The following is a 19,147-nucleotide window of genomic DNA, read 5'->3' as shown; positions in this document are numbered from 1 at the left end:
TGATCCGTCCATGATTTTGGCAGCAGGACGGTTGTACAGGATGGGGTGGGATGCTGACCGTCCGGTTGTTCCCCTAGAACTGCGAAAACAGACGTCGGCAAGCCCTGCAGCTGGTTCGGCACGGTGGCTGCGGCAGCGTCGCCCGAACATCCAGAATTCTAACCGATGGATGAAATCTGGAAAACATCACCCGCAATATGCACCGATAATAGACGACCAATTCGGTAGACATTGTTGTCTTGTTCGCCAAAGCTCGTAGGCTTTTCCCAGTTTGAAGCCCGCTCAAGCGGGTTCTGGAAAGGGCAATGGAATGATTTTGACGACCCGGTCAGGGAAAAAATTCGGCCAGGTATTGTTCGCCAGCGCGTTGCTGGCTTCTGTCTCGACGCTGGCCGTGATGGCGCAGGAAGGGCCGGTACAGGGCGGCACGCTGATCTATTTGGAGCAGCAACCCCATACCAATCTCTATCCCCCGGCCGGTGGTTTTTACCCCAATAGCGGCATTCTCAATCAGATCACCGACAAGCTGACCTGGCAGAATCCGGAGACGCTCGCGATCGAGCCCTGGATCGCAGAGAGCTGGGAGATCAACGAGGACGCCACCGAATATACGTTCAAGCTGCGCGAGGGCGTGACCTTCTCGGATGGCACGGCGCTCGACGCCGAAGCTGTGGCGAAGAATTTTGATATTTTCGGTCTGGGCGACAAGGAACTCGGCTATCCGGTGGCCGAGGCCATCAACAATTACGAGAGCAGCGAGGTCGTGGATCCGCTGACCGTCAAGTTCAGCTTCAAGGCCCCGGCGCCGGGCTTCTTGCAGGCGACGTCGGTGATCGGCTCGGGGCTGGTAGCGCCGAGCGTGCTCGCCCTGCCCTATAACGAACTGGGTGACGCGACCAAGATCATCGGTTCGGGTGCCTTCGTCGTCGAAGGCGAAGTGCTGGGCCAGAGTCTCAACCTGAAAGTCCGCGAGGACTACGCCTGGGGGCCCGCCAGCCTCGAGCATCAGGGCCGGGCCTATCTCGATGCGATCCAGTATATTGTGACGCCGGAAGACAGCGTGCGCATTGGCGCGCTCTTGGCCGGACAGGCCGATTTCATTCGCCAAATCCAGGCCTATGACGAGCCGCAGGTTGAAGCGCAGGGCTATCTGATCCACTCGGCTTCGACGCGTGGCGTCAACAACAACGCCGTGTTCCGGCCGGAAAACCCGCTGGTCGCCGACCTCAAGGTGCGCCAGGCGCTGACCGCCGCGACCAATACCAAGGAGATCGTCGAAACTATTTTCTCCTCGCACTATCCGGCGGCTACCTCGGTGATCGCTGCCACCGCGCTCGGCTATGTCGACCTCCATGACAAGCTCGCCTTCGACCCGGATCGCGCCAAGGCGCTGCTGGACGAAGCCGGTTGGGTCGTTGGTGCCGATGGCATTCGCGAAAAGGACGGCCAGAAGCTTGAGCTCAGCGTCTATGAATCGCTGCCGCAGCCGCAGAGCCGCGCCACCTTCCAGCTGCTCAGCCAGCAATGGGCGCAGGTGGGCGTCAAGCTCAACGTGCTGGCCGGCGATGCCGGCAGCGCGGCGGTCGACCGGCTCGATCCGCTGAAGACTCCGGTCGTATCGGCTATGGTGGGCCGGGCCGATCCTGACGTGATCAAGTCCAACTTCTATCCGACCAATCGCGATGCCCTGCTGCAGAAGGGCGGGCTCAATACCGGCGCGACATGGGAAGATGCCGCGCTTAACGAGCTGCTGCTGGCGATTGCCTCCGAGCCGGACACTGCCAAGCGGCTGGAGCTGACCGGCGAGGCGCAGGTCTATCTGCTCGACCAGGCCTATGTGATCCCGATCTTTGAGGAGCCGCAGGTTTTTGCCGGGGCTCCCTATGTCAACGGCATCAGCTTCGACGCCGTGGCCCGCCCGAGCTTTTACAATACCTGGCTAGCGCCGCGCTGACCTGAACCAGGCGCCCTGCCCCTGCAGGGCGCCTCCAGAATTTCCTTTGGTTGGAGAGGTTTGATGACATCCATAGCAAACCGGATCGGGCAGGCGCTGGTCGTGTTGCTGCTGGCTTTCACCGCGAGCTTCCTGCTGCTGCAGGCGCTGCCGGGCGATGCCATCCTGATCAAGTACCAGAACCCGGAAATGGGGCTGAGTGCCGAGCAGATCGCGGAAATCCGCCTGCTCTACGGCGCCGATGCACCGCTCTGGGCGCAATACGGCAATACGCTTTGGAATTTCCTGCAGGGGAGCTTCGGCTACTCGGTCCAGGCCGGCGTGCCGGTCAATACGCTCTTGGCTGTCAACCTGCCGCCAACACTGCGCCTCGCGGCACTCGGGCTTCTTGCTGCGATACTTCTGGCGTTTTTCTTGTCGTTCGCTGCGACCCTGGCGCCGTTCCGCTGGCTGCGCAATTTGCTGGCCACACTTCCAGCCCTCATGATCTCGGTTCCGGTGTTCTGGCTTGGCATCATGCTGATCCAGATTTTCTCGTTCCAGCTGCGGCTGGTGCCGATCATCAACCCGAACCTGTTCCAGTCGCTGGTGCTGCCGGTGCTGACCTTGGCCCTGCCGATCGCGGCGCCTTTGGCGCAAATCCTGATCCGCAGCCTTGATGAAGTCGAGGCACAGCCCTTCGTTTCGGTGGCGCGGGCCAAGGGGGCGACGCGCAAAGGCGTGTTGTGGCGGCATGTGCTGCGCAATGCGCTGCTGCCGGTGCTGACCATTGCCGGCCTGCTATTCGGCGAATTGCTGGCCGGGGCCGTGGTGACCGAAACCGTGTTCGGCATCAACGGGCTGGGACGCATCACCGAACAGGCGGTCAGCAATCAGGATACGGCGGTCTTGCAGGCCATCGTCATTCTCGCCGCGCTTGGCTTTGTCCTTATCAACCTCGTGGTGGACCTCGTCGCACCGCTGATCGATCCGCGACTCAATCGCAAGCTGGAGGCCAGTGCATGACGACGCTCGATCTCTTTACCGCAAGGCCCGAGGCCCGCTGGTTGCGCCGGGTCGATGTGACGCTGGTTCTGTCCTGGGCTGTGATTGCCCTCGCGGTGGCCTTCGCCGTGGCGCCGGGTCTCTTCACGCCCCATAGCGGCACGATGGGCATTGCGGGCAACCAGTTGCGGGCGCCTGATGCCAGCCATTGGTTCGGCACTGACGAAATCGGCCGCGATGTGCTGGCCCGCATCATCTACGGCGCGATCAATTCGCTGTCCGGGGCGATTGTCGCCGTGACGGTCGGCTTTATCGGTGGCACGGCGCTGGGGCTGATTGCGGGTTCGACCGGCGGCCGGGTCGACACGGTCATCATGCGGCTGGTCGATGTGCTGCTGTCGGTGCCGGGTCTGCTGCTGCAGCTCTCGATCATCATCATCCTGGGCTTTGGCACCATAAATGTCGCGGCGGCAGTCGGTGTCACCACCGTGGCCGGCTTTGCCCGACTGATGCGATCGGAAGTGATCCGGGTGCGGCGGGCCGATTATGTCGAGGCCGCCTTCGGCAGCGGCGGGCGCTTTGCCGCCGTGCTGTGGCGCCATGTTCTGCCCAATTCGCTGGGCACGGTCATAGCCTTTGCGGCGCTGCAATTTGGCACAGCAATCCTGGCTATCTCGACGCTGGGGTTCCTCGGCTATGGCGCGCCGCCGCCGACGCCCGAATGGGGCCTGCTGATTTCCGAGGGCCGCAAATATCTAACCTCGGCCTGGTGGCTCACCACTTTCCCCGGCCTTGCGGTCATCCTCGTCGTGCTTGCCGCCAATCGCATCAGCCAATCGCTGCGGAGATCGTCATGAACATGCTCGCCTTTCCCCATGCCCTGACGCCTGTGCTTGAGGTTCAGGACCTAGGCATTTCCTATGTCCTCGATGACGGCTGGCGCCAGGTGGTCCAGTCGGTGTCCTTTTCGGTTGGAGCCGGCGAAGTCGTCGCGCTGGTCGGGGAATCCGGCTCGGGCAAGACGACCACGGCGCAGGCGGTCATCGGCCTTCTACCGGACAATGGCCGGATCGATAGCGGCAGCATCCGCCTCAACCAGGCCGAGCTCAGTTCCTGGTCGCCACGCCGCTTCGATGCCATTCGCGGCAAAGTGGTGAGCCTCATCCCGCAGGATCCGGGCACCTCGCTTAATCCAGTGCAGACGATCGGTCGGCAGGTCGAGGAAATCCTGTTCCTGCACGGCTGGCGCGATCGCAAGGCGCGGCGACAGCGGGTAATCGAGCTCCTGAGCCGCGTGGGCCTGAGCGAGCCCGAACTGCGCTACAATCAGTATCCGCATGAACTGTCCGGTGGCATGAAGCAGCGCGTGCTGATCGCCATTGCGGTGGCGCTGAAGCCGGCCTTGATCATTGCCGACGAACCGACCAGCGCGCTGGACGTGACGGTGCAGCATCGCATTCTCGACCTGATCGACGAGCTGCGTGCGGAATCAGGCACATCGGTGCTGCTGGTGACCCATGACCTGGGCGTGGCGGCGGACCGGGCCGACCGGATTGTCGTGCTGCGCCAGGGCGAGGTGCAGGAACAGGGCGTGACACGGGCGCTGCTGGCGGCGCCGACCAGCGACTACGCGAGGCAATTGCTGGCCGATGCGCCTTCATTGGCGCCGGCCAGCTTCAAGCCCCTGCCCAAGGCAAGCGAGCCGGCCGTGACGGTCGAAGGCCTGCGGCAGGTGTTTTCGGTTGGCAACCGGCACCTTGTGGCCGTGGACGATGTGTCCTTCTCCATCGCGCCGGGCACGACCCATGCGCTGGTCGGGGAATCGGGCTCGGGCAAGACGACGACGGCGCGCGCCATTGTCGGGCTGCAAAAGCCGACCTCGGGCAGCATCGTCATCCATGGTGTCGAGGCGACCGATCTGGTCGGCGACGCCAGGCGCGCATTCCGGCGCAATGTGCAGCTGGTCTATCAGAACCCGTTCGCTTCGCTCGATCCGCGCCAGACCATCATCGACATTGTCGGCGAACCCCTGCGCAATTTCGGCAGCCTGTCGCGCAAGGCCCGTGACGAGCGTGCCGCGGCGCTGATCGATAAGGTTGGCCTGCCCGCCGACGTTCTGAGCCGCAATCCGCGAGCCCTGTCGGGCGGCCAGCGCCAGCGTGTCGCCATTGCCCGCGCGCTGATCCTCGAGCCACGCTTTCTCGTGCTCGACGAGGCGGTCTCGGCGCTCGATGTCACGGTGCAGGCGCAGATCCTCAAACTCCTCGGTGACCTGCAGGACCAACTGGGCCTCACCTATCTCTTCGTCACCCATGACCTCTCCGTCGTCCGCCAGATCGCCCATACCGTGACGGTGATGCAGGGCGGCAAGGCGGTCGAGACCGGGCCTGTCTCCGAGGTCTTCACCCGTCCCCGAACCGATTACACCCGCGCTTTGCTGGCAGCCATCCCCGGCCGGGCGCTGGCGCAGTCCAAAAAACTCGAATTTGCCGGAGCTGCCGAATGACCAGAACCAAACGCCTGGGCTTTTTCACCCGCCTGCTCGATGACGTGTCGCCCGCCGAGCGCTATCGCCTCGCCACCGAACAGATCGTCCATGCCGAAAAGCTCGGCTTCGATGCAGCCTGGGTGGCACAGCACCATTTCCACCGCGACGAAGGCGGGCTGCCCTCGCCGCTGGTCTTCCTGACTCATGTTGCCGCCAGGACGAAATCCATTCGTCTCGGCACCGGCATTATCACCCTGCCGCTGGAACTGCCATTGCGCGTTGCCGAAGATGCGGTCGTGCTGGACCTGCTCAGCAATGGCCGCGTGGAAATCGGCATTGGCAGCGGCGGCACACCGGAATCCTTTACCGCCTTCGGCCTCGACAGCGCGCAGCGCGGGCCGATCAATGGCGCCAACCTGACGCTGCTGCGCAAGGCCTTTGCCGGCGAAGAGGTGGGCGGCGGCAATCGGCTGTATCCTGAGGGCAAGGCGCTGCTGGACCGGATCTGGCAGGCGACATTCTCGGTGGAAGGCGGCGTGCGGGCCGGGCAGGCCGGCGATGGCCTGATGCTGTCACGCACCCAGCCGCGCAGCAAGGACAAGCCGGATGCAAGCCTCGCCGATCTGCAGCAGCCCATAATCGACGCCTATCTCGAAAACCTGCCGGCCGGTGTCGAGCCGCGCATCCTGGCCTCGCGCACGCTGTTCGTTGCCGATGAACAGGCCAAGGCGCTGGAATGGGCCGACCAAGGTCTGCGCGGTTTTGGTGAAAAAATCGCCGCAGCAGCCGGGATTGGCGGGCCGTCTTCGCTCAGCGACCTGATCGCGCTCACCGATAGTCATGTCGGGAATGCCACTGCGGTGATCGAAAGCCTGGCATCGGACCCCGTGCTCGATCGGGTGACGGACATCTCGTTCCAGGTTCACTCAATCGATCCGCCGCATGAACTGATCCTGCGTTCGTTAGAACTCACCACCACCCAGGTTGCGCCGGCACTCGGCTGGCGCAGCGCCCCCTCCATCGCCATTGCAAGCTAACAAGGAAGCATCATGTCCCACGATCTTATTGATCAGGTCCTGTCCATCACGCCCGGCTCGCATCTCGACCAGTTGCGGCGCCATCGCGAAGTGGCCCGCGAAAATATCCAGAAGGCCTATGACGCGCTGTTTGCGCCGCGCGATACCAATGAAGTGAGCCTTGTCGAACGCCTAGCCATCGCCAGCTTCGTCACCGGCCTCCATGGCCAGATCGTTTTGGCCGATCACTATGCGCATCTGTTGTCGACCAGCGAGGGCGGCGTGGCGGTGGCCGCGCTGATCAATGAGGAAATCGAGCGGGGTACGACCGAAGGGCCCTATGGCACCTATCCGGCCGGGCCGCTTGCGTCGGAAAACAAGCAGGGCCCGCTCTATGCCGTGGCCCCAGCCAATCGCACCCATCTTGGCCTGCGGCTGAGGGTGGCTCTCGAACATGCCCATCTCCTGGTGTTCCGGCCGCGCGATGCCAGCCGCGAGGCGCTGCATGGCTTGATCAATGCTGGCTGGAGCACGGCGGGCGTCGTGACCATTTCCCAACTTGTTGCCTATCTGGCCTTCCAGACGCGCATTGTCGAAGGGCTGAGCACATTGGCCGCCACCGACGTCACTGCCCCGCGCTTGCCCAAGGTCGCTCCCGCTTCCGCCATTGCCTGAGGTCATCCCATGTCCAATACACAATCCGATCTGCCCAATGTCTTCACCCAGGACGAACTGGGCTGGGCGCCCTGGCTCGAGCCGCTGGCCGAGAGCGATCTGACCGACCGCCACTGGACCGGCTTGGTCGACGCCTCGCGCTCCAAGTCACCCTATTTCATGCTTCTGGCGCATGACCCCGAAGTGCTCGAAGCGCGCACCAGGGCCGACAAGGATATCTTCTACAATCCCAATGGCGGGCTGCCGCGCGCCGAGCGCGAGCTATCGGCAACGGCGACGTCCCGGCACAATGGCTGCATCTTCTGCGCCTCGGTGCATTCGCGCTTTGCCTCGACCCATTCCAAGCGCCGCGACGACGTGCAGCGCCTACTCGACGAGGGGATCGGGGCCGATCTCGGCGAGCGCTGGAATGCGGTAACGGCGGCGGCAGTCGCGCTGACCGACACGCCTGTCGATTTTGGGCCGGACGAGATTGCGCGGCTTCGCGCGGCGGGGCTCGATGATTTCGAGATCACCGACGTCATCTCGGCCTCGGCCTTCTTCAACTGGGCCAATCGGCTGATGCTGTCGCTGGGTGAGCCGGTCCCGGCCAAGGCGGCCTGATGCTGGATCGTCTTCCAGTCGAGACCGGGCAGCAGGTGCCCGATTTCCGGCTCGTCATGCGCCAGCTCGCTGCGGGCGTGAGTGTGGTGACAGCATCGACTGAAATGGACCGGAGTGGCTTCACCGCCACTTCGGTCATCTCGCTATCTGTCGAGCCGCCGCGCCTGCTCGTCTCGATCAACCAGCAGTCCTCGACGCTGGATCTGATCCGTCGCAGCGGGGAATTTTCGGTGAGTTTTCTTTCATCGGCACAGGAGCATATTGCCGAGAACTTCGCCGGGCGGAGCGGGCTGGACGGAGCGCGGCGATTCGAATCCGGCAGCTGGCTGCCCATGTCCGGCACCGGCCATGCGCTTGAGGGGGCTTTAGCCAATATGGGTTGCGTGGTGGAAGAGATGATCGAGCGGCACGACCATGTGCTGACGATCGGTCGCGTCGCCTGGTCGGATACGAGGAATGGACAACCGCTTGTGCATTGGAACCGAAAGTTTGGGTAATTGAACGGTCTTGCGTAGTTCATATCATTTGCACGGATAGAGTCCGCAGGAACGCAGGCGGTAGACGTTGCCACCACTGCACTTCATGCTGCGCAGCGCTGGTTGGCAATCTGCTGAGGTGGACGACATACGTTGGGCCGCGCGATGGCGCGTGACATTGCACATATGCCAAACCGGCCGACGAGATGTTGTGCAGAAAAAACTGCCTATCTAGTACTGGCCGCCGTCTTTCATTCAGCGAGCATGCCAAGAACCGCGGCTTTCGGGGACCTGTTGCTGACCTTGGAACGGCAGAGATGGGGTGGGCACCAGACCGCTGGCTCGGGCGCCAGGATACCGGCGGCGTCGGGGTGGAGAGCAGGCAGTCTGATCTTGGCCAATCAACTGTCAAAAGCGGCCATTTGGTAGGTACGGGTGCGATAGCGTTCAAGGGTGTTGCTGACGCACTGGGCTTCCAGTTTGGCATATGGGTGCCGTTAGAAACAGCCAGCCTACAACCCGAGTATGCGAGCGATCCGCGTCAGAGAGAGGACCCGCTTGTCGAAGTCACCGTGCACTTGATATCCCGGTCAGTTCAGACCGCACCGTGGCTGTACCTGTTAAGTTGCCGGTCCGTCACTCTGACCTTCAACGAGATCTAACGGAATAATCCTGCGGACAGTGCCCAGCGGATATTGATCCGAATAGGCTGGCATGGTGGCCAGCAGCGCCTCGGCCAACTGGATGCCGAGGTCCCTCAGCGACAGTGTAAAGCAGGTCAGCTTGGGGCTTAGATAGTGCGCATGCGGGCTGTCCCGGCCGATCACCGCAAAATCCCTGCCCGGCTGCAGGCCCGAGTCATATAGCCCACGATAGAGCCCGACCGACATAACTTCATTGGTCAGAATAAAACCCGTAGGCCGCTGTTCGGGCGGCAGGGCGGCGATGCGCTCGGCGATCTCGTGGCCGCCGCGCTCGTTGGGATGCGCCATGAAGATCATCGATGGATCAAATTCAATGCCATGCGCCGCCAGCGCTTCGCGATAGCTCTCACGAAACACAAAGCCCAGGTTTGAGTCGTCGTCGGTCGAAAATACGCCGATGCGACGATGCCCCTTGGCCACCAGCCGGTCGACGCCCACCCGTGCCATGCCTTCAAAATCGAGATCGAGCCACGGCTGGCCCGCGTCGGTCAGGCTGCGCCCCAGCGCGATGAACGGAATATTCCGCTCCGCCAGATAGTCGATGCGATGATCGTGCCGCTTGGTCGCCGAAATGATCAGCGCGTCGGCAAAACCCCGCGCCACCACGCGCTGCAGATAGGCATCGGGGTCTTCTTCCGAAGAACAGAGCAAGGCAACGAGGTCGAGCTTGTGCCGTGCGAAGACCGTCTGCACGCCATCAAACACGCTCATGAAGAACACATCGCCTTCGCCGGTGATCTCCGAACCGGTCTGCATCATGAAGCCGACGACGCCCGTGGAGCCCTTGCGCAGGGCCCTGCCCGCCTGATTGGGCACATAGCCCATCGCCGTCGCCGCCTCGAAAACCCGCTGGCGGGTCTTCTCGTTGACATCCGGTTTTCCATTGAGGGCCCGCGATACCGTCCCGATAGAGATATCGAGATCTTTGGCTAAGCGTCTGATACCCTTCATTTTTTCGGTTCTTTTCCCCACGCGGACGAGCGCCGCCAGAAACGTTTACGAAAGTGCATTGACACAGATCGCCTCCCGAATATAGCGTCGTAAACGTTTACGGGACATGCCATTCGACCGCCGCAGAAGACGGCGCGGATCGTAGCCCTCGGAGGATCTCACTTGGTTTTTTCGGCCGTTCTTGCGGGTTGCGGAGCTATGTCCAGAGGGTGGCTGTCGGCACTGGCCGACCATCCGTTGCTGGCCGGTCGCGTCAACATTGTCGGGCTGGTCGATCTCGACCGCCCCACGGCCGAAGCGCGCGCCGCCGAATTCGGCCTGACCCATGCCGTGATCGGCACCGACCTCGACGCCGTGCTGGCCCAGACCAGGCCCGACCTGCTGTTCGACGTGGTCATTCCAGCCGCGCGGCAAGGCGTGGTAGAGACCGCGCTCGGCCACGGCTGCCACGTGCTCAGCGAAAAACCGATGGCGGCAACGCTCGAAGCCGGCCAGCAGCTCATCGCCAGGGCCGCTGCCGTCGGGCGCATCCATGCCGTGGTGCAGAACCGCCGCTTCATCGCGGGCGTGCGCCGCATCCGTCGCCTCATCGAGAGCGGCGAACTGGGTGAACTGACGGCGCTGCACTGCGATTTCTTCATCGGCGCCCATTTTGGCGGCTTCCGCGAGCAGATGGAAAACGTGCTGCTGCTCGACATGGCCATCCACACGCTCGATGCCGCGCGCTTCATGGCTGGCGTCGCGCCCAAGGCGGTCTATTGCCTTGAGACCAACCCCAAGGGCTCCTGGTACGCCCATGGCGCTGCGGCCAATGCGATTTTTGAATTCGATCAGGGCGTGGTCTTCAACTACCGCGGCAGCTGGAGCGCCGAGGGCGCCAATACCAGCTGGGAAAGTGCCTGGCGGATCATCGGCACCAGGGGCACGCTGCTGTGGGATGGCGGCGATGGCTTCGACGCGCGCGTCGCCGTCGACGGCCCGGGCCTGCTGCGCGACGCCGTTTCGGTGGAGGTGCCTGCCCCCGCCGACCTCGACCAGACCCATGGCCATGCCAGCGTCATCGCCGAATTCCTCTCGGCCATCGAGCAGGGCCGGCTGCCCGAAACCACCAGCACCGACAATATCAAGAGCCTGGCCATGGTGTTCGCCGCAATCGAAAGCGCCCGAACCCGCCAGCGCGTCGCCATTTCAGCCTAGGGAATTTTCAGTGAGCAACCCCGCCAAATCCATCCGCATCGGCACCATGATCCAGGCTACCGCCGGCAAGGGCGCCGAAAACATCGCGGCCATTGCCGACCTGGGCTTTGAAAGCTTCGAACCCTTCTTCTGGCAGACCACCAATGGCCAGGATCTCGCCGAGCTGGGAAAGCGCAGCCTCGAGGCCATCGGTAACCGCGACATCACCATTTCCACCATCGGCATGTTCGGCAATCCGCTCGAGGACCAGGAAATGGACCGTCAGACCCTGCAGGGCTGGAAGGACTGTATCGACAATGCCCACCATTTCGGCGCCAATACCATTGCCGGCTTCACCGGCCGCATTCGCAACAAGCCGCTGACCGATAGCCTGCCGCAATACCGCAAGGTCTGGTCGGAACTAGCGAAACGCGCCGCCGACAAGGGCGTCAAGATCGCCTTCGAGAACTGCGCCATGGACGGCAATTGGCAAAGCGGCGACTGGAACATCGCCCACAATCCCGACGCCTGGGAGCTGATCTTCAACGAGACGCCCGATGACAATATCGGCCTCGAATGGGAGCCCTGCCACCAGCTCGTCTACCTGATCGATCCCCTGCCCCAGATCCGCAAATGGGCGCACAAATTCTTCCATGTGCACGGCAAGGATGCCACCATCCGCTGGGAAGTGATCAAGGAACACGGCATTTTCGGCAAGGAAAAGTTCGTCTTCATGCGCACGCCGGGCTTTGGCGACAGCAATTGGACCGACGTCATCTCCGAATTGCGCCTGGCCGGCTACGCCGGGTCCGTCGACATCGAAGGCTGGCATGATCCGGTCTACCGCGGCGACCTCGAAATGACGGGCCAGGTCCGCGCGCTCAACTATCTCAAGGATTGCCGGGGTGGCGACTACGTCGCCGCTGCCGGCTAGTGCGCCAAACGGGGCCAGGAGGGGCGCCGCGCGGCTTGAAGCAAGCAGCAAGACTGCATCTGGGAGGAACGACGATGAAGCTGACACATCTCGGCCTGATGGCCGGTATCGCATTTGGTGCAATGGGCATGGCCGCGCCTGCCTTCGCCCAGACCGTCATCAAGGTCTGGTCGATCGACGGCGCAAACGCCCCCGGCATCGCCGACACGCTGAGCAAGGAGTTCAACGAACAGAACACCGACATTCAGATCGACTATCGCATCGTCCCCTTCGACGATCTGGTCAATGAAGCCCTGCGCGCCTTCGCCACTGGCCAGGCCCCCGATATCATCTCGCTCGACAACCCCGACTTCGCGCTCTTCTCGTCGCGCGGCGCCTTCCTCGACATCACCGAGCGCGCCGCTGCCTCCGACATCATCGACACCAGCGTCTATTACGAAGGCCCGCTGAATTCCGTGAGCTGGGATGGCAAGCTCTTCGGCCTGCCCAAATATACCGATACCATCGCCCTGTTCTACAACAAGGACCTTTTCGCCAAGGCCGGCATTGCCGAGCCGCCCCAGACCTGGAGCGAACTGGTCGACACGGCTGCCAAGCTGACCGATCCATCCACCAACACCTATGGCATCACCTTCTCTGCCCGTGCCGGCGAAGAGGGCACCTTCCAGTATCTGCCCTGGATCCAGATGGCAGGCGGCAATTACGACAATGTCAACGTCCCCGGCGCGGTAGAAGCCATCGAGGACTGGAAGGCCATCATCGACGCCAAGTCTGCCAGCCAGGACGTGCTGAGCCTTGGCCAGTGGGATTCCACCGGCACCTTCAATTCGGGCAATGCCGCCATGGCCATTTCAGGCCCTTGGGAACTCAACCGCATGGCGACCGACGCCAAGTTCGACTGGGGCGTCGCCCTGTTGCCGACCCAGACCGAAGGGGGCGAACGCTCCTCGGCGCTCGGCGGCTTCAACTGGGGTATCTTTGCCACCACCAAGCATCCCGACGAAGCCTTCAAGGTCCTGGAATTCTACATCAGCCAGGACGAGCGCATGTTCCCCGAGTTTTCGAGCATTCCCGCCCGCAACGACATTGCCCTGCCCGAAACCGGCGTGCCGCTGAAGGACGCTGCGCTCAAGGTCTTCCAGGAACAGCTCAAATATGCCCAGCCGCGCGGCCCGCATCCGGAATGGCAGAAGATTTCCAAGGCCATCTATGACGCCATGCAGCAGGTGCTGACCGGCCAGGTGCCGGCTCAGCAGGCGCTCGACCAGGCACAGGCCACCATCAAGGGTATCACGGGATAATCGACCTCCCTGACCTGGGCCGGCCGGAGCAATCCGGCCGGTCATATTCATTCCCGCGTGGAGGTTCTATGTCCCGATTTCTTGGCAGCCTGCGTGACGGCATCGGCTTCGACCTGATCCTCGTCGGCGCGGCCATGCTCTTCCTTCTGGCGCTGGCCGGCTTGCCGCTGGTCTATAATGTGCTGATGAGCTTCCAGCAGGTGGACATGTTCACCCTGGGCTCCCTGCTCCGCCCCTTCGCCGGCTTTGCCAATTATGTCGCCGTGGTCGCCCAGCCCGAATTCTGGCTGGTGACGAAAAACACGCTGATCTTCGTCTTTGCCTCCATGGCCGGCCAGTTCGTCATCGGCTTTGCCCTGGCCATCTTCTTCGCCCAGAATTTTCCCGGAGCCTCCACCATACGCGGCCTGTTCCTCGTCTCCTGGGTCATGCCCGGCCTCGTCGTTGGCGCCATCTGGAGCTGGATCCTGGCCGGTGACTTCGGCGTCTTCAACGCCATCCTCAAGTCGCTCGGCCTGATCCAGGCCACGGTGTTCTGGAAGTCGGATCCCAATTTCGCCCTCTGGTCCGTGGTCATCGCCAATATCTGGTTAGGCCTCGCCTTCAACATGCTGCTGCTCTCGGTCGGACTCGCCGCCATTCCGCGCGACCTCTATGAAGCTGCCGAACTCGATGGCGCCAATGCCTTCCAGCGCTTTTGGACCATCACCCTGCCCATGATGCGCTCGACCATCGGCGCCGTCCTTTCGCTTGGCCTCATCGGCACCTTGCAGCAGTTCGATCTTTTCCCCGCGTTGACCGAAGGCGGCCCTGCCAACACTTCGACGGTCGCCGGCTACTGGGCCTGGCAGATGAGCTTCCAGCTCTACGACTTCGCCAAGGGCGCCACGATTTCGGTGATGATGTTCGTGCTCGTGCTCTTTGCCTCGGTCGTCTATGTGCGCTCCACCCGCCATGAGGTGCGCGGATGACCCGGCCCTATGTTCCCTGGCTGCTGCTCGGCCTCGCGCTTGCCCTCGCCGCCGTCTATCTCTTTCCGCTGTACTGGATGTATGTGACCAGCCTCAAGTCGGGCTCGGAAATCTTCGCCAATCCGCCCACCTTCTGGCCCATGGCGCCCGACCCCAGCGTCTACCCCGCCGTCTGGACACGGCGGACCATGGGCACATTCCTCTGGAATTCCGTGGTCATCGCCTCGGGCGTCACCGCCATAACGGTGATCCTGGGCACCGGATGCGCCTATGTGCTGGCCCGCTACCGGAGTGCCTGGATCGACTTCGGCCTCTTCCTCATCCTCATGCTGCAGGTCCTGCCGGCATCGGTGATGATCACGCCGCTGTTTGTCGGCTTCAACCAGATGGGCCTGCTGAACTATCCGCGCACGGCGGTGGTTCTGGCCGCCGCCGCCAAGTCCATGCCCTTCTTCGTCGTGCTGGTCCGCGCCACCTTCATGAGCGTGCCGCGCGAACTGGAAGAGGCAGCGCTGGTCGATGGCAATTCGCGCGTCGGCGCCTTCTTCTCCATCGTCCTGCCATTGGCCCGCAACGGCATCCTGGTCTGCGCCATCCTCACCTTCATGAGCTCGTTTGGCGAGTATATCTATTCCAAGTCGATCATCCAGGACACGGCGCTCCAGCCCGCCAGCGTTGGGCTCTCGGGCTTCCTCGGCCCCAATTCCACTGACTGGAACTCCATCATGGCCTATTCGGCGATCTACGTGACCCCGATCCTGGCCGTCTTCGTCCTTCTGCAGCGCCGCATCGTCTCCGGCCTCACCTCGGGAGCCCTCAAATGAGTGCACAGATCGAGCTCAGCAATATCGACAAGCATTACGGCATCTTCCACGCCCTCAAGAATGTCAGCCTCTCCATCGAGAAGGGCAGTTTCGTCGCCCTGGTCGGCCCCTCCGGCTGTGGCAAGTCCACCCTGCTCCGCTCCATTGCCGGGCTCGAGACCATCACCTCCGGCACACTCAGGATTGCCGGCCAGGTGATGACCGGCGTGCCACCGCGCAAGCGCGACGTCGCGATGGTGTTCCAGTCCTACGCGCTCTATCCGCACATGACCGTGGAAGAAAACCTCACCTATTCGCTCCGCCTGCATGGCGTCGGCAAGGCCGAGGCCCGTCAGAAGGCCGCCGAAGTCGCCGCCACTACCGGTCTTTCGGCCCTTCTCAAGCGCTATCCGCGCGAACTCTCGGGCGGCCAGCGCCAGCGCGTTGCCATGGGCCGCGCCATCATCCGCAATCCAAAAGCCTTCCTCTTCGACGAACCCCTGTCCAACCTCGACGCCGCGCTGCGCGTCCACATGCGCAAGGAAATCCGCGCCCTGCATGACCGCCTCGGAGCAACCTCGGTCTATGTCACCCACGACCAGATCGAGGCCATGACCATGGCGGACCATGTCGTCGTCATGCGCGATGGCGTCATCGAACAGCAGGGCAGCCCGCTCGAACTCTATGACAGCCCGGTCAGCAAGTTCGTCGCCGGCTTCATCGGTTCACCGGCGATGAACTTCGTGCCGGGCGTGATCGCAGCCGACGGCCAGACCGTACAGCTCGAGCTGGAAGGCGATCCGACCCTGCCACTGCAGCGCCACCTCGCACCGGGTCGCAAGGTGATTGTTGGCCTGCGCCCCGAACACCTGGTCGTCACCGATCGCGACCCCACCCTGCATCTCAGCGTCGGAGTCGTGGAATCGACCGGATCGATGACCTATGTGGCGACCGATACAAAACCTGAGCTGACCCTGGTCGAGACGCGTCGGACCGACGTTCGCTCCGGCGATATGATCGCCGTCCACGTCGCACCCGAACATATCCACCTATTTGATCCGCAGACTGAGCAAGCGATACCGAGGAATACTCATGACTAAGGTTTGTCTTTAGCTGCAGTAGCGCGGCGCGGTTTGAATATTTCTAACGACGGACGTCCATCGGGGTGGCTTTGTGGAATGGCGGCTACAGAAGGGCGAGTAACAGTTCGCCCAGCCCTGAAGCGTGAGCACGTCTTGATCATCTATAGGTCTATGAGGATTTTGAAGTTCAGTCATGTGTCGCCACCTAAACCTGACGCGCATGTTCAGGCGAGACCAAGACTCCCAACCTTTGGACCTATTGATGCGTTCGCTCGGTAAAGTATAAAACAGCCAGACCACAACGCATTCCAGCTGGGCACCTCCATATACTTCTTGCAATCTCCGCCATTAGTACTTGGAGAAGTCTAATAGTTAGCGACCGCAATGGGGTCGACTGAAGCTAAAGCGGCAGCGTACCTGTTCAACAGCCTGATCAGTCTCCCCTGCCCGCCGTGCTGTCGCGCACGATCAGTTCGGGGTCGATCATGGTAACGCGCGGCTCGGGCAGGCCGTCGGGTGCGGCGATCAACTGCAGCAGCCGCTCCACCGCCAGCTCGGTCACCATGTCGACCTCGTATTTGACCGACGAGATGGGCGTCGCCGCGTGTTCGGCAAATTCGATGTTGTCAAAACCCATGATGGCCACATCAGCGGGCACGCGCAGACCGTTTTTTTGCGTCCAGCGCAATGCGCCGATGGCCAGGGAATCATTGGACGCAAAGACTGCCGTCGGCCGCACCGGCAGGCTCATCAACCGGTCCATGGCCCAATAGCCCCGGATCACGGAGTTGCCCTGCGGATCGGCCAGCAGTTCGGCATCGACCACCATCCCTGCCTCCTCATGCGCCTGGTTGTAGCCATCGCGCTTTTCGAGATTTCCCTTGGGATTGGAGGTGTCGATGATGCCAATGCGGCTATGGCCGATATCGATAAGGTGCCGCACCGCGCGATAGGCGCCACGGCGCTCGTCGATGCAGACGGCATCAATCCCCGCGTCGGGATCAGCTACGAGCAGCACAACCGGATAGCCGCGCTGACGGAGCCTTCGGATATGTTCGAGCTCGCGATGGCTGCGCGGATAAATCAGCATGCCGTCGACCTGGCGCGAGCGGAACATCTCGATGACCCGCTTTTCCTCTTCAAGATCGTTGTTCGATGTCGCGAACAGGGTCGAATAGCCACGTTCAGACAGAACAGTTTCGACCGCCTGCGCCACTTGGGTTAGCGCCGGGTTGGTGATGTCGGTCAACACGAGGCCGATGGTCTTGGTCTCGCGACTGACCAGCGACTTGGCGACATGATTGGGAAGGTAGTTGAGCGCCTCCGCCGCCTCCCGGATGAGGACGGTAGTGTCTTCGGGAATGCGCGGGCTCTGCCGCAGCGCCAATGACACCGTGTTGACCGAGAATCCTGTCTTGTCGGCAATGTCCTTCAAGCGGACGATGGGTTTGCCCATGATTTCAACCTACCGAAACGCCGGTCGCGGGAGGTTTGTCCCCCAAGATGCGCATGCACCAAGTCGATAGCAGAAAACCAAAACCATGGGCGAGAATAGACACTAGATCAAAGGCCGCACTAGACGCCTTCTGCATGAAGGCGTCGGATCGCCTGATACTGCAGGCAGTCGGGATGCATTTCCATCAGTTCGATGCGATTGCCATCGGGATCCTCGAGCCAGGCCTGCCGATTCCCGTCGAGGCCGGGCTTGGGCTCGCTGAGCAGCGTGATACCCGCCGCCTTGATGCGATCGCAGGTGGCGTCGAGATCATCGATCGTCCAGCACATATGGGTCATCCCATTGGTGTGCCAGCTTGCCGGTGCGCGATCGTTTTCGGCGCCGGGGAAGATCTCGAGATACTGCTCGTCGGTGATGCGCAGATAAACGAGCCAGGTTTCGCCATCGTCGCGCTTGAGGCGCAGCATTTCGGGAAAGCCCAGCTTGTTGACATAGTAGTCGAGCGACTTTTCGAGGTCGATCACGTTGATCGCGATGTGCCCGAGACTGGTGATGCCCTTCATGTTTCCTCCCGCCGACATTGCGGCAATGAATATTCCCGTCCGCAGCGGCAAGGCATGCAGAGCACCCCGGCATGGATGCAGGGTGTTTTGTAGGAACGTTAATACGATTAGCTAAATCCGCGAATGCGAGGCTGTCAACAGCGAAACGCTGTCAGTCCCAATCGGGGCCCCAATCCGGGTCAATCACCCGCTGCCCTCGATCGACGCCCTCGATGACGCGCATTTCGGGCTCGGTCAGGGTCAGCCCGGTCGCCTCGAAATTGCTGCGGATGCGCTCGGCCTTGCCCGAGGTGGGAATGGCAATATACCCCTTGGCCAATTCGAAGGCCAAGGCCACCTGCTCCGGTGTCGCCTGGTGGCGCGCAGCGATCTCGGCAATTTCGGGCACCTCCCCCAGGATGCCTCGGGCGATCGGCAGGTAGCAGGTGACGGAAATTCCTTGGCTCTTACAGAAGCTTGCGAGCTTCTTGTTTTGCAGCAGCGGATTGAGCTCGACCTGATTGTTGGCGATGGGCAACTCGCCCAGCAGGGCTTGCGCCTCACGCAGCATGGCGATGGTGAAGTTCGAGACGCCGATGAGTTGCGTCAGACCCAGAGCATGCGCCTCGGCGAGCTGTTCGATATAGACCGGCAAGGGGACGGCATTGTTGGGTGAAGGCCAATGGATCAGCGTCAGATCGAGCTGATCAAGCTGCAGCGTATCGAGACTTCGGTGCAGCGAGGGCACCAGCGCGCCAGCATCGAGATTGCCTGTCTGGATCTTGGTCGTTACGAAGACGTCGGAACGCGGCAGGCCGGAGCGGCGCACCGCCTGCCCGACCTCACTTTCGGTCCCGTAATCTTGGGCGGTATCGAGATGTCGATAGCCCACTTCGAGCGCCACGCTCATGGCCTCCACACCAGCATTGCCCGTTCGGCCATAGGTACCGAAGCCCATCACCGGTATATCATACTGATTTTTCATATATTTCCCCCCTCACCCCTTAGATGTTTCCGATCCGACGGTATTG

At 62.1% G+C, this 19,147-nt stretch carries 18 protein-coding genes; 14 read left to right on the top strand and 4 right to left on the bottom strand.

Annotated elements, in window-relative coordinates:
• Positions 1-397 precede the first annotated feature (397 nt).
• From P0Y65_07005 to P0Y65_06970, 8 genes are read left to right on the top strand one after another with little or no spacing between them, the layout of a single operon-like run.
• Positions 398-1,954: a TIGR04028 family ABC transporter substrate-binding protein gene (locus P0Y65_07005; protein WEK06748.1), complete on the top strand. Its 1,557-nt coding sequence runs from the start codon at positions 398-400 to the stop codon at positions 1,952-1,954.
• 60 nt (positions 1,955-2,014) lie between these two features.
• On the top strand, positions 2,015-2,959 hold the full coding sequence (locus P0Y65_07000) for an ABC transporter permease (GenBank protein ID WEK05996.1): 945 nt from the start codon (positions 2,015-2,017) through the stop codon (positions 2,957-2,959).
• The gene (locus P0Y65_06995; protein WEK05995.1) at positions 2,956-3,795 is read left to right on the top strand and encodes an ABC transporter permease; all 840 of its coding nucleotides are present in this window, start codon (positions 2,956-2,958) and stop codon (positions 3,793-3,795) included. Before P0Y65_07000 ends, P0Y65_06995 begins: the two co-directional genes overlap by 4 nt.
• Positions 3,796-3,797: 2 nt before the next feature.
• Positions 3,798-5,444, top strand: a complete 1,647-nt coding sequence (locus P0Y65_06990) for an ABC transporter ATP-binding protein (protein ID WEK06747.1) — start codon at positions 3,798-3,800, stop codon at positions 5,442-5,444.
• Positions 5,441-6,463, top strand: coding sequence for a putative FMN-dependent luciferase-like monooxygenase (locus P0Y65_06985; protein WEK05994.1), 1,023 nt, complete (start codon positions 5,441-5,443; stop codon positions 6,461-6,463). Before P0Y65_06990 ends, P0Y65_06985 begins: the two co-directional genes overlap by 4 nt.
• 12 nt (positions 6,464-6,475) lie before the next feature.
• The gene (locus P0Y65_06980; protein WEK05993.1) at positions 6,476-7,117 is read left to right on the top strand and encodes a CMD domain protein; all 642 of its coding nucleotides are present in this window, start codon (positions 6,476-6,478) and stop codon (positions 7,115-7,117) included.
• Between the two features lie 9 nt (positions 7,118-7,126).
• Positions 7,127-7,720 (top strand): alkylhydroperoxidase domain protein, encoded by a 594-nt coding sequence (locus P0Y65_06975; GenBank protein WEK05992.1) that lies wholly within the window; start codon positions 7,127-7,129, stop codon positions 7,718-7,720.
• Complete coding sequence (locus P0Y65_06970; GenBank protein ID WEK05991.1) at positions 7,720-8,217, top strand: flavin reductase family protein; 498 nt, start codon at positions 7,720-7,722, stop codon at positions 8,215-8,217. The genes P0Y65_06975 and P0Y65_06970 overlap by 1 nt, the downstream gene beginning before the upstream one ends.
• Before the next feature lie 599 nt (positions 8,218-8,816).
• Here P0Y65_06970 and P0Y65_06965 read toward each other — a convergent pair.
• Positions 8,817-9,851: a LacI family DNA-binding transcriptional regulator gene (locus P0Y65_06965; protein WEK05990.1), complete on the bottom strand. Its 1,035-nt coding sequence runs from the start codon at positions 9,849-9,851 to the stop codon at positions 8,817-8,819.
• 162 nt (positions 9,852-10,013) lie between these two features.
• Here P0Y65_06965 and P0Y65_06960 point away from each other — a divergent pair, with 162 nt between their 5' ends.
• From P0Y65_06960 to ugpC, 6 genes are all read left to right on the top strand, one after another.
• Complete coding sequence (locus P0Y65_06960; protein WEK05989.1) at positions 10,014-11,048, top strand: Gfo/Idh/MocA family oxidoreductase; 1,035 nt, start codon at positions 10,014-10,016, stop codon at positions 11,046-11,048.
• Between the two features lie 10 nt (positions 11,049-11,058).
• Positions 11,059-11,961 (top strand): sugar phosphate isomerase/epimerase, encoded by a 903-nt coding sequence (locus tag P0Y65_06955; protein ID WEK05988.1) that lies wholly within the window; start codon positions 11,059-11,061, stop codon positions 11,959-11,961.
• Positions 11,962-12,035: 74 nt separating this feature from the next.
• Entirely contained in the window at positions 12,036-13,262 is a 1,227-nt protein-coding gene (locus P0Y65_06950) for a sugar ABC transporter substrate-binding protein (GenBank protein WEK05987.1), read from the top strand.
• A gap of 68 nt (positions 13,263-13,330) precedes the next feature.
• Complete coding sequence (locus P0Y65_06945) at positions 13,331-14,233, top strand: sugar ABC transporter permease (GenBank protein WEK05986.1); 903 nt, start codon at positions 13,331-13,333, stop codon at positions 14,231-14,233.
• Positions 14,230-15,057, top strand: coding sequence for a carbohydrate ABC transporter permease (locus tag P0Y65_06940; protein WEK05985.1), 828 nt, complete (start codon positions 14,230-14,232; stop codon positions 15,055-15,057). The genes P0Y65_06945 and P0Y65_06940 overlap by 4 nt, the downstream gene beginning before the upstream one ends.
• Positions 15,054-16,136, top strand: coding sequence for a sn-glycerol-3-phosphate ABC transporter ATP-binding protein UgpC (ugpC, locus tag P0Y65_06935; protein WEK05984.1), 1,083 nt, complete (start codon positions 15,054-15,056; stop codon positions 16,134-16,136). Before P0Y65_06940 ends, ugpC begins: the two co-directional genes overlap by 4 nt.
• A 415-nt stretch (positions 16,137-16,551) precedes the next feature.
• Here ugpC and P0Y65_06930 read toward each other — a convergent pair whose 3' ends face one another.
• From P0Y65_06930 to P0Y65_06920, 3 genes are all read right to left on the bottom strand, one after another.
• Positions 16,552-17,574: a LacI family DNA-binding transcriptional regulator gene (locus P0Y65_06930; GenBank protein ID WEK05983.1), complete on the bottom strand. Its 1,023-nt coding sequence runs from the start codon at positions 17,572-17,574 to the stop codon at positions 16,552-16,554.
• Between the two features lie 119 nt (positions 17,575-17,693).
• Entirely contained in the window at positions 17,694-18,137 is a 444-nt protein-coding gene (locus tag P0Y65_06925) for a VOC family protein (GenBank protein WEK05982.1), read from the bottom strand.
• Positions 18,138-18,288: 151 nt separating this feature from the next.
• On the bottom strand, positions 18,289-19,101 hold the full coding sequence (locus tag P0Y65_06920) for an aldo/keto reductase (protein ID WEK05981.1): 813 nt from the start codon (positions 19,099-19,101) through the stop codon (positions 18,289-18,291).
• Positions 19,102-19,147: the final 46 nt, after the last annotated feature.

Origin of the sequence: Candidatus Devosia phytovorans (genome assembly GCA_029202405.1) — a bacterium.
Lineage (GTDB): Bacteria > Pseudomonadota > Alphaproteobacteria > Rhizobiales > Devosiaceae > Devosia > Devosia phytovorans.
The sequence above is the reverse complement of the archived record's forward strand: the minus strand, read 5'-3'. Positions and strand labels throughout refer to the sequence as shown.